This is a genomic window from Arthrobacter sp. 2YAF22_2 (assembly GCF_052114645.1).
In the GTDB taxonomy this organism is placed as follows: Bacteria; Actinomycetota; Actinomycetes; order Actinomycetales; family Micrococcaceae; genus Arthrobacter.
Map to the genome: position 1 here is coordinate 1 of NZ_JBFRFD010000063.1, position 10,038 is coordinate 10,038.

General features: G+C 69.7%; 8 protein-coding genes and 2 pseudogenes. 7 read left to right on the forward strand and 3 right to left on the reverse strand.

All coding sequences use genetic code 11. The features are described 5' to 3' along the window. The coding region (locus AB4Y86_RS04395) for a DNA gyrase subunit A (RefSeq protein ID WP_441400432.1) at positions 1-773 on the reverse strand (773 nt) is incomplete at its 3' end. A gap of 67 nt (positions 774-840) precedes the next feature. On the opposite strand from AB4Y86_RS04395, the gene AB4Y86_RS04400 reads away from it, so the two are divergent. The 3 genes from AB4Y86_RS04400 (at position 841) to AB4Y86_RS04410 (ending at position 5,676) form a co-directional block, all read left to right on the forward strand. Continuing rightward, on the forward strand, positions 841-3,561 hold the full coding sequence (locus AB4Y86_RS04400) for a bifunctional acetate--CoA ligase family protein/GNAT family N-acetyltransferase (protein ID WP_441400434.1): 2,721 nt from the start codon (positions 841-843) through the stop codon (positions 3,559-3,561). A gap of 92 nt (positions 3,562-3,653) precedes the next feature. Continuing rightward, positions 3,654-4,394 carry a DUF5998 family protein gene (locus AB4Y86_RS04405; protein WP_441400436.1) on the forward strand — a complete coding sequence of 247 codons (741 nt, stop codon included), beginning with the start codon at positions 3,654-3,656 and terminating at the stop codon, positions 4,392-4,394. A 4-nt stretch (positions 4,395-4,398) separates the two neighbouring features. Continuing rightward, a complete protein-coding gene (locus AB4Y86_RS04410; protein WP_441400444.1) occupies positions 4,399-5,676 on the forward strand; it encodes an alkaline phosphatase family protein in 1,278 nt (425 codons plus the stop codon). A 54-nt stretch (positions 5,677-5,730) separates the two neighbouring features. On the opposite strand, the gene sepH is transcribed toward AB4Y86_RS04410, so the two are convergent. Further along, positions 5,731-7,206, reverse strand: coding sequence for a septation protein SepH (gene sepH, locus AB4Y86_RS04415; protein ID WP_441400438.1), 1,476 nt, complete (start codon positions 7,204-7,206; stop codon positions 5,731-5,733). A gap of 326 nt (positions 7,207-7,532) precedes the next feature. Here sepH and AB4Y86_RS04420 point away from each other — a divergent pair, with 326 nt between their 5' ends. Further along, a complete protein-coding gene (locus AB4Y86_RS04420) occupies positions 7,533-7,832 on the forward strand; it encodes a DUF4193 domain-containing protein (RefSeq protein WP_441400445.1) in 300 nt (99 codons plus the stop codon). A gap of 39 nt (positions 7,833-7,871) precedes the next feature. Here the strand turns inward: AB4Y86_RS04420 and AB4Y86_RS04425 are convergent. Continuing rightward, positions 7,872-8,351, reverse strand: a pseudogene (locus AB4Y86_RS04425) (DUF3093 domain-containing protein); the annotation flags it as partial. 119 nt (positions 8,352-8,470) lie between these two features. On the opposite strand from AB4Y86_RS04425, the gene dut reads away from it, so the two are divergent. The 3 genes and pseudogenes from dut to AB4Y86_RS04440 form a co-directional block, all read left to right on the forward strand. Next, positions 8,471-9,016, forward strand: coding sequence for a dUTP diphosphatase (gene dut / locus AB4Y86_RS04430; RefSeq protein WP_441400440.1), 546 nt, complete (start codon positions 8,471-8,473; stop codon positions 9,014-9,016). 78 nt (positions 9,017-9,094) lie between these two features. Continuing rightward, positions 9,095-9,832 carry a DUF3710 domain-containing protein gene (locus AB4Y86_RS04435; protein ID WP_441400442.1) on the forward strand — a complete coding sequence of 246 codons (738 nt, stop codon included), beginning with the start codon at positions 9,095-9,097 and terminating at the stop codon, positions 9,830-9,832. Next, positions 9,825-10,038, forward strand: a pseudogene (locus tag AB4Y86_RS04440) (hypothetical protein); the annotation flags it as partial. The gene AB4Y86_RS04435 and the pseudogene AB4Y86_RS04440, both read left to right, overlap by 8 nt.

Genomic DNA, 10,038 nt, shown 5'->3' on the forward strand with positions numbered 1-10,038 from the left:
GTCTTGAAGGAGCCGCGTCCGGTGGCGTAGGCGTCGCGGATGCCGTCGAGGCCTACAATCCGGCCGCCGGTGGGCAGGTCCGGGCCGGGGACGAACTTCATGATGTCCTCGAGCGTGGCGTCCGGCTGCGCAATCAGGTGCCGCGCTGCCGCCACTACTTCGGCCAGGTTGTGCGGGGCCATGTTGGTGGCCATGCCCACGGCGATGCCGGTGGCGCCGTTGACCAAAAGGTTCGGGAAAGCGGCCGGCAGCACCTCCGGCTGGGTGAGTTGGTTGTCGTAGTTGGGGACGAAATCGACGACGTCTTCGTCGAGGTGGTCGGTCAGGGTCAACGCCGCCGCCGCCAGCCGCGCCTCGGTGTACCGCGGGGCGGCCGGGCCGTCGTCGAGCGAGCCGAAGTTGCCGTGGCCGTCGATCAGGGGCAGCCGCAGGGAGAAGTCCTGCGCCATCCGGACCATGGCGTCGTAGATGGCGGAGTCACCGTGCGGGTGCAGCTTGCCCATCACCTCGCCCACCACCCGGGCGCTCTTGACGTGGCCGCGGTCCGGGCGCAGGCCCATCTCGCTCATCATGTACAGGATGCGCCGCTGCACCGGTTTGAGGCCGTCCCGGGCATCAGGCAACGCCCGGGAATAGATGACCGAATAGGCGTACTCCAGGAACGAGCCTTCCATTTCGGAAGTGACGTCGATGTCGACGATGTTCTCGACAAAGTCCGCTGCGGAATCCTGGTTGGCTTTCCCTGCCGGGGGCGTGGTTTGGCGGCGTGCCATAAGGCTGGTGGGTCCTTCTGCGGGGTGCTGAGCGTGTGCTGCGAAAGTTAGTGACTAGGCTAAGCCTATGGTGGATCAGCCCGCAGACGGCGTATATCCGGAACATTGGGAAGCCGATGTCGTGCTGCGCGACGGCGGAACGGCCCACCTTCGCCCCATCCACCCGGCCGACGCCGACGCCGTGCAGGCCTTCCACGTGGGGCAGTCGCAGACCTCGATCTACATGCGCTTCTTCGCCTTCAAGTCCAGGCTTTCCGCCAAGGAACTCAAGCGTTTCACCGAGGTCGATTACAAGGACCGGGTGGCCCTGGTGATCACCATCGGCGGCGAGATCCTGGGCATCGGCCGCTACGACCGGCTCGGGGACCCGGAAGAAGCGGAGGTGGCCTTCAACATCGCCGACGCCCACCAGGGCCGCGGTATCGGCTCCATCCTGCTCGAACACCTGGCCGCCGCGGCCCGCGAGAACGGGATCCGCAAGTTCAGCGCCGAGGTGCTCCCGGAGAACCGCAAGATGCTGATGGTCTTCTCGGACGCCGGCTACGACGTCAAACGCCACTTCGACGACGGCGTCGTGAGCCTGGAGTTCAACATCGACCCGACGGACAAGTCCCGTGCCGTGATGGAGTCCCGTGAACACCGTGCCGAGGCGCGCAGCATCCAGGAACTCCTGGCCCCGGACTCGGTGGCGGTGATCGGGGCCAGCCGCCACTGGGGCACCGTGGGCTACCAGTTGCTGGAGCACATCATCGAGGGCCGCTTCACCGGCCCGGTCTATGCGATCAACCCCGAAGCCATGGAACTGGCCGGCATGCTGTCCTTCGCCAGGCTCTCCGAGGTTCCCGGCCCGGTCAAGCTCGCCATCATCGCGGTGCCCTACGACGAGGTCCCCAAGGTGGTCCAGGAGTGCGGCGAGGCCGGGGTCAAGGGGATCGTGCTGGCCACCGCCGGCTACGCGGACGACGGCGAACGCGGCCTCGTCCGGCAGCGCGAACTGGTCCGCCAGGCCCGCGCCAACGGCATGCGCGTGATCGGCCCGGCGTCACTCGGGATCGTCAACACCAACCCCGCCGTGTCGCTCAACGCCTCGATGGCGCCGTCGCTGGCCCGCCGCGGCGCCCTGGGCCTGTTCAGCCAGTCCGCGGCGATCGGCGTCTCGCTCTATGCCGCCTCCAGCCGCCGCCGGGTGGGCCTGTCCACGTTCCTCTCCGCCGGCAACCGCGCCGACGTGTCCGGCAACGACATGATGCAGTTCTGGGAGGACGACGCCGACACCACCGCCGTCGGGCTCTACCTTGAATCCATCGGCAACCCGCGCAAGTTCTCGCGGCTGGCACGGCGGCTTGCCCGGACCAAGCCGGTGATCGTGGCTAAATCCGACGCCATGGGACTGAACCTGCCGCCGGGCCACTCCGTGCGCACCACACAGGCGCCGCCCGAGGCTTTGGACGCGATGATGCGCCAGGCCGGGGTGATCCGGGTGGAGACCATCGAAGAGCTGATGGACGTGGCCCAGATTGTCTCCAGCCAGCCGCTGCCGAAGGGACCCGGTGTGGCCGTGTTCAGCAACTCCGGCGCCCTCGGCAAGGTGGTGGCGGACCGTGCGGCCGCGGCCGGGCTGGGCGTGGAACGCATCGTCGTCGACGTCGACCTGGATGCCGGCATGTCCCGGGCGCTGCCGGCGCTGCGGCACAGCCTGCAGGAGACGCTGACCAGCGAGTCGGTGCATGCCGTCGTGGTCGCCCTGCTGCCGGCCCGGGGGCTCACGGTCGAAAAAATCGGCGCGGTGCTGGCCGAATGCTCCGCGGCCGCCGGGAAACCCGTGGTGGCGGCGTTCACCGGCATCCTGGACCCCTCCATCTACGTCGAGGGCATGGTCGGATCCGCGGACGCGGCGCTTGAACCGGACGCGGCGCTCGTACCGGCCGCCGCGGTGCCCTGCTACTCCAACCCGGGGGCCGCCGTCGCCGCTCTCGCCGCGGTGGTCCGCTACGCCGAGTGGGTGGTCCGCGACCACGGACTCTTCGTGGAACCCGACGGCTGCGATCCCGAAGCCGCCCATGAGGACCTGGAAGAGCTGCTCCGGCCCGTCGGTGGCGACCAGTTGGTCCGGCTTGACCCGGCGGCGGCCGCGAAGCTGCTGGGCCGCTACGGCATCCGGGTGCTGGCCTCCGAGGGCTTCGAGAGCGACGAGGCCGCGGTCGCCGCCGCGGACCGGCTCGGCTGGCCGGTGGCGCTGAAGACCACGGACCCGGCGCTGCGGCACCGCCTCGACCTCGGCGGGGTGCGCCTCGACATCCAGGACGCCGATTCGCTGCGCCGCAACATCGCCCAGATGCGCAAGTCGCTGCAGCGCTACGGTGCGCCGTCCCTGGAGGTGCAGTCCATGGCCCCGGTTGGGCAGGCCTGCACCTTCCGCGCCATCGAGGACCCGCTGCTGGGCCCGGTGGTTTCCTTCGGGCTGGCCGGCGACGCCGTCAACCTGCTCGATGACTGGGCCCACCGCGTGCCGCCGCTCTCCGGCGCCGACCTCCGCGACTTCATCCGCGCGCCCCGCGCCGCCCGCAAGCTGTTCGGCTACCAGGGACTGCCCGCCGTCGACGCCGCCGCGCTCGAAGACCTGGCTGCCCGCCTCACCCGGCTCAAGGACAACCACCCGGAGATCGCCCTGGTGGAGTTCAACCCGGTCCTGGCCGGTCCCGACGGTGCCGTGATCCTGGCCGCCGACGTCCGCATTGCCAACGCCGCCCAGCGCACCGACACGGCCCGGCGCGCCATGCGCAGCTAACGACGCCCGCCGCCGCGCAGCAGCAGGGTCCCGCCCCGCAGCACCGGCGGAGCAGTTAGCAAGTCCCCGGCCGATCTGTGAAAATGGAAGCCATGAGCTCCCAGCCTCCAGCATCCCAGCCCCAGGCGTCCGTCCCCGGCCGCCACGGGCAGCACCAAGGCCTGCACGACCACAGCGCGCAGGGCCAGAGCCTGGAAGGCGCCCTCCAGCAGGCTGGTTTCTATCCCCGCCTGGTGGCCGACGTCGTCGCCGACGCCCTGGACGGCCGCGACTGCGTGGCCCACCTGGTCCACCTCGAGACCCACTTCGACCGGGCCGAGGTACGCCGCCACATCACCGTGCTCGTGCTGACCGAGGACATGCTGGTTATCACCCACGTGGACGACCAGCAGCTCGACGAGGCCGGCGAGCAAATCGTCGCGCAAGTTTCCACCGAATCCGTTCCAGTGACGCAGATCCGCTCCGTTGTGCTCAGCTACGTCTACGCACAGCCGCAGGACTATAAGCCCTCCGACCCGGTCCGGGAACTGACCCTCTCGATCGCGTGGTCCGGCGGCCAACGCCTCGACATGGGCCCGGCCAGCTGCGGCGACCCGCAGTGCGAGGCCGACCACGGCTACAGCGGCACCATCGCGCAGGAGGACATCGTCCTACGGATCAGCGCCGAAGCGGACGGGCTGCAGGCCGTCCAGGACGCCAAACTGTTCGCCCGCGCGCTCCGGGCGGTAAACACCGGATCCACCGCTCCCGCCCCGCACGGTGTGTCCACGCTGCCGCAGCGCCCACGCTCCGGCGTCTTCGGAAACCGCCTCAACCGCGGCCACCAGCGCTGAGATGATGCCGGACAGCGCCTCCGAGTCACTGGTACCCGCACCACCGCCACCGCTCCCGGCCACCGACGGCCCCGCCGCTCTGCCGGCGCCCCCGGCGTACGGGGAGCGGTCCATCGCCGAGCTCTTCAGCAGCGCCGCGGCCAGCCTCGGCGTTCCAGGCTTCGACAACCGGCTGAAGCTTCCCGCCGCCAGGCATGTCTGCGTCGTCCTCGCCGACGGCCTGGGCCGGCAACTGCTCAAACAGAAATCCGCGCACACGCCGTTCCTGCGCTCGGTGCTGCAGGCAGGCCAAGGAGCCGTGCCGGTCTGGCTGGATTCCGCGTTCCCGTCCACCACTGCCGCGTCGCTGGCCAGTTTCGGGACCGGCCTGGCCGCCGGACAGCACGGGATGGTCGGCTACGACGTCCTCGACCCGGACCAGGACCGAGTGGTCAATATGCTTAACGGCTGGGATCCCGGGGTCGACCCGCAGCAGTGGCAGCCGATGCCGACCGTGTTCGAACGGGCCGCCGGGTACGCGGATGTCAGCACCGTCGCACTGCCGCGGTTCAGCGACTCCGCAATGACCCGGGCGGCGCTCCGTGGCGGACGCTTCGTGCCCGGGACCACCGCACACGCCCGGACCGCGGCCGCCGCGGAGGCCATGGCCGGGGCGGAGAGTTCGCTGATGTACTTCTACGTCCACGAGCTGGACAAAGCCGGGCACCGCTACGGCTCCCAGTCGCCGCAGTGGGAGAACCAGTTTGAGGAGCTGGACGCCACGGTGCGGCGGCTCAATGCCTCCCTTCCGGCCGGCACCACCGTGCTGCTGACGGGGGACCACGGCATGGTGGACGTGCCGGAGTCGCAACGGATCGACTATTCCGCCGAGGCGGAACTGATCGCCGGGGTCCGGCACACGGCGGGGGAGCCGCGGATGGTCCATCTCTACCTTGAGGACGGAGCCGACGACGCGGGCCGGCGCCGTCTGCTGGCGGCCTGGCGGGCGCGGTTCGGCGACCGGATCTGGGCGTTCACCCGGGAAGAGGCGGTTGCAGGCGGGCTGTTCGGGGAGGTCCGGGGCCCGGTCGGTCCGAGGATTGGCGACGTGATGATTGCCGCGCGCGACATGGTGGCCTTTTATGACACCCGGCGGGTTCCGGCCCGGGCGCTTGAAGTGGTCGGCCAACACGGCTCGCTCACCAAGGCCGAACGTGAGGTTCCGTTGCTGTGCTTCCAGGCCGAGGGGAAGAACGGCGGAGCCAAAGGCCGCAAGGGCGCCGGACAGGCTTTGCGGCGCTGAGCCACGGCCCGCCCGGGAGCAGGATTCCGGCCGCCAGGCGGTGTTCCGGCGCCGCTAATCCGTGCGGGTGCCGAAGACGATTTCGTCCCAGCTGGGCACACTGGACCGCTTCGGCTTGGCGGGCTGGCGTTCGGGTGTCTCCAGCTCCCGTTCGCCGCGGGCGGCGTCCCCGCGAGCCGGGCCGGTGCCCGACTGGCCGGTGGTCGGCTGGTCGGTGCGGGACGGATCGGTGCGCGAATCGGCCGTCGAGCCGGCCTGACGCCGCGACGGTCCGCCGCCCAGCAGCTCGTCCAGGCCAGGGCTTGAGGTCGGGCCGGTGCGGACGGGCCGCAGCTGCGACGCCGCGATGGTGATCTCCGTGGTCTCGGTGCTGACTCCGTCGTGAAGCTTCAACGCGTCGTCGGCGTCGTTGCCGTCATGGTGCCGCGGCGCCATGCTCAGCCGGGCCAGCATCGAGGGCCGGGCATCCCGGCGACGGGACAATGCATCCGGGCCCGGGATCGAGTGCGGCTCGACCTTGGCGGCTGGCGCTTTTTCCCCCGCCGGGGCGGGATCCGCGGAACCCTTCTCGACGTCGGACCCGGATTCGACGTCGGATTCGGTCTCGTGCGGCGGCGGCACTTCGGACGGCCGGGGGTGTGCGGCCGGCACGCCGTTGGTCAGCAGCAACGCGAGCGCATCGTCAGCGTCCTCGTCCAGGCCCAGGCGCTGCCCTCGGCGGGAACGGAGCATGTCCAGCAGCCCGTCGGCGTCCTTTTCCTGCTGGCCGGCAGGGGAGTGGACTCCGCTCGACTGGACGATGCTGAGCTGCGCGGTGGCGGTGCGCGCCGCTGCCTCGGCGTCGGTTTCAAAATCAAAGGGGCGGTCGGACACCGCGGAGAGCCGCCGGGGCGGGACGGGGCCGTCCATCGGCTCCAGTTCGCTCAGCTGCTGGGCCCAGCGGTTAGCGTTCTGCAGTGATTTCCGTGCCGGGCTGAACGTCCACATGGCGGGCGGTTCTTCGCCGATCGCAGCGTGGGCGCCGGACTGTGTTTCGAAGCGGGCCACCACGTTCCAACTGCCGTCTAGGCGGCGCCAGGAGTCCCACTCCACGGAGGACGGCTCGATTCCGTGGGCCCGGAGCCGGTGGGTGACCATGTCGTCCAGCGTGGCGGGCTGGTCACCGAAGAAGGAGCGGTAGCTGTCGTGCCCTGCGGACGGGGAAGCCACCTCGATTTTGCGGGCCTGCTGGGCGACGTACTCGCGCTCGGCCAGCACTGGTCCCTCGTAGCGCTGCACTTTGGCCAGCGGGATGCCGGACAAGCCGGCCACCTCCTCGGCGGTGGCACCGCTTCGGATCCTGGCTTGGATGTCGCGCGGGGACATGGCAATGGGCTCGGCGCCCACGCCGGAACCGGCCTTGGCCGGCGTCCGGCTGGCCGCCGCCCGAAGTGCCTCATCGATCGGCAGCTGGAACATCTCGCCGCCGGTGCCACTCAACAGGACATGCTCCCCGTCGTCGTGGACGCCTACAAGCCGTAGATCCTGCATACAAATCCTCCACCCTGGCATTACTAACATTCGAAACTCTGCCACCGATGGGTGGCAATTCGGGTTAGGAGGGAGGGCGCGCCGTGATTTTCCGCGACTTTTCGCCCCAATCGGGCCGCCCCGGGCGGGCATCCCGGTCCCCGAACCGCCGGCCTCTGGCGTTCCGGCGCGGAGTTGGGCAAAATGACCCGACATCGGGCACAAAAAGCGCATGTCCGGCGTTGACATCGGTGAACCGAACCCGGACCCGTCCCCGGGGCTACCAGCCCCGGCGGGCACGGGGTCGGCGAACCAACCAAACGATTGCGGAGTGTGAGCAACAAGTAATGGCGACAGACTACGATGCGCCGCGCAAGACCGAAGAAGACCTCAATGAGGACTCCATCGAGGAACTCAAGTCGCGGCGTACGGACAAGCCTTCCGCGGTGGTTGATGTAGACGAAACCGACCTCGCTGAAGGCTACGAACTCCCGGGCGCCGACCTGTCCGGCGAGGAGCTGCTGGTCCGGGTCCTGCCCGCCCAGGCAGATGAATTCACCTGTGCCTCCTGTTTCCTCGTCCGCCACCGTTCGCAGATCGCCCGCGAAAAGGACGGCCTCGCGTACTGCAAGGAGTGCGAGGGCTAAAGGAGCCGGGCGGGCCGTTGGGCCCGCCCGCCGCTRGTGCGACAGTGCCGCCACCAGCTCGTCGGGGTGGCGGGTGGAGGCGAGCCAGTACGGCGTGCGGTCCGCGGGGTCGGTGATCTCGATCCGGACCACCGGGTCGATCCAGCCGCGGATGCACATGAACGCCAGGCCGTTGAGCCGGGGGCCACGCTCCGCCGTGGCCTCGGCGCCGCGGAAGGCACCGGCGGCGCCGACGAGGCGGCGTTCAATCGTCGCCCGCCCGACCCGTACCGTGGCGGCCGTGACAGAGATGGACGGGGTGGAAAGGACCAGGAGCGCCACCAGGATCACGAAAAGCACGACGGCCGCGGTAATGCCGGCGGCAATACTGATCGGGGCGAAGACCAGGATGCCGGCAGCGGCCAGCCCGGTCGCCACCAGCCAGATCCAGAAACTCGGCCAGAGCTTCTCGCTGAACAGGACGGTAGCGTCGTCGGGGGTGCTGTTGGAGGCAGGCATGGCTGCGCTGGATTCGGGCATGAGCCCAGCTTTCCACTTTTCCCCGGCTAATTCACCTTGGTCACCCGCCGGTGCCGGCGCCCTTCCGCAGCGGCGGCGCGGTAGGCCGATCCTCCGAGCGGGCGTTACAGTGGGGAACTGTGACTGAAGAAACTACTGCCGTGACCACGCCGTCGGCGGAGCCCCCAGCCAGCGACACGACAGCCAACGAATTCCCGGCCTACGGAGCGCCCACCCTGTCGGTGCAGCTGAAGATGCTCGACGACGGCCTGGAACCGCCGTCGTACGCCCACCCGGGGGACGCCGGGGCGGACCTGCGCGCCCGCGAGGACGTCGTGCTCGGACCGGGGGAGCGGCGGCTGGTGCCTACCGGCGTGTCCATCGCCCTTCCGGACGGTTTCGTCGCCTTGATCCATCCGCGCTCCGGCCTGGCCACCAAGCACGGACTGACGGTGGTGAATGCTCCCGGCACGGTCGACGCAGGCTACCGCGGTGAGATCGCCGTGACACTGCTGAATACCGACCGCGACCAGACGATCGAACTGCGCCGCGGCGATAGAATTGCACAAATGGTCATCCAGCGCGTGGAGTACGCGGAGTTCGTGCCCGTCCAGGAGCTAAGCGATTCGGTTCGCGGCGGCGGCGGCTTCGGCTCCACCGGCGGTTTCGGCACCGTCGGGGCCTGAATCCCGCCCGGTAAACAGGCTGAACACTGTGCGGTAGCCGAGGGCTTCGCACGGGATCACAACTAAGGAGAAAACCCGATGGTTTTTGGGCGTGGCAAAAAAGCCAAGCAGGAGCAGTTGACGGACACCGGCGATGCCGGGGAGTCTGACGCTGTTGGAACCGGCGCAGCTGCCGAGGCTCCGGACGCTGCCGTCCGCAGCGCCGGCCCCTACGACGTCTCCGAGATCGATGACCAGGACGGCTACGTCGACCTCGGCGCCCTGCTGATTACCCCGCGGGAAGGGCTGCAGCTCCGGCTGGAGGTCGAGGAAGCCACCCAGCGCGTCGTGGCAGTCACCATGGACCTGGACGGGTCCAGCCTGCAGCTGCAGGCCTTCGCCGCCCCCCGCTCCGAGGGCCTCTGGGACGAAATCCGCGAACAGATCGGCCAGTCGGTGGGCAGCCAGGGCGGCCAGGTGGACGAGATCGAAGGCCACTTCGGCATCGAGCTGGTCGCCAAGCTGCCCGCCGGTGACGGCAGCGAGGGATACCGTGTGGCCAGGTTCATCGGCGTCGACGGCCCGCGCTGGTTCCTCCGCGGCGTACTCGGCGGGGATGCCGCGCTGGATCGCGACGCCGCCGCCGGACTTGAGGAGCTGTTCCGGCAAATCGTCGTGGTGCGGGGCGAGAGCCCGATGCCGCCGCGCGACCTTTTGCAGCTCCGGCTTCCCCGGGACTCCGCGGCCGCCGCACCGCAGGGTACCTCGGACTTCGAGCAGGGTGCACCGGAATTCGAGCAGCCCGAGCGCGGGCCGGAGATCACCCAGATTGGCTGATGCCCCTGGCAAGGAGCCAGCCGCAGCCGTTCCGGTGCGCGGCCTGCCGGAGCGCGGACGGGTGCTCTGCCGAGGCTTCATCGAGTCCGTGACCTACGCCCCGGCCGCCGAAGTCGCAGCCTTCACTGCGATCATCACGGACCACGACTCCCCGCCGCCCAAGGCCCGTCAGGTGCCGGCCAGCCACGCGACGCAGCCTGCTACCC

Coding starts and splice junctions, on each gene's coding strand:
- AB4Y86_RS04435 (WP_441400442.1), top strand. CDS start 9,095: ATGGTTTTTGGGCGTGGCAAAAAAGCCAAGCAGGAGCAGTTGACGGAC.
- AB4Y86_RS04400 (WP_441400434.1), top strand. CDS start 841: ATGGTGGATCAGCCCGCAGACGGCGTATATCCGGAACATTGGGAAGCC.
- AB4Y86_RS04410 (WP_441400444.1), top strand. CDS start 4,399: ATGCCGGACAGCGCCTCCGAGTCACTGGTACCCGCACCACCGCCACCG.
- AB4Y86_RS04420 (WP_441400445.1), top strand. CDS start 7,533: ATGGCGACAGACTACGATGCGCCGCGCAAGACCGAAGAAGACCTCAAT.
- AB4Y86_RS04405 (WP_441400436.1), top strand. CDS start 3,654: ATGAGCTCCCAGCCTCCAGCATCCCAGCCCCAGGCGTCCGTCCCCGGC.
- sepH (WP_441400438.1), bottom strand. CDS start 7,206: ATGCAGGATCTACGGCTTGTAGGCGTCCACGACGACGGGGAGCATGTC.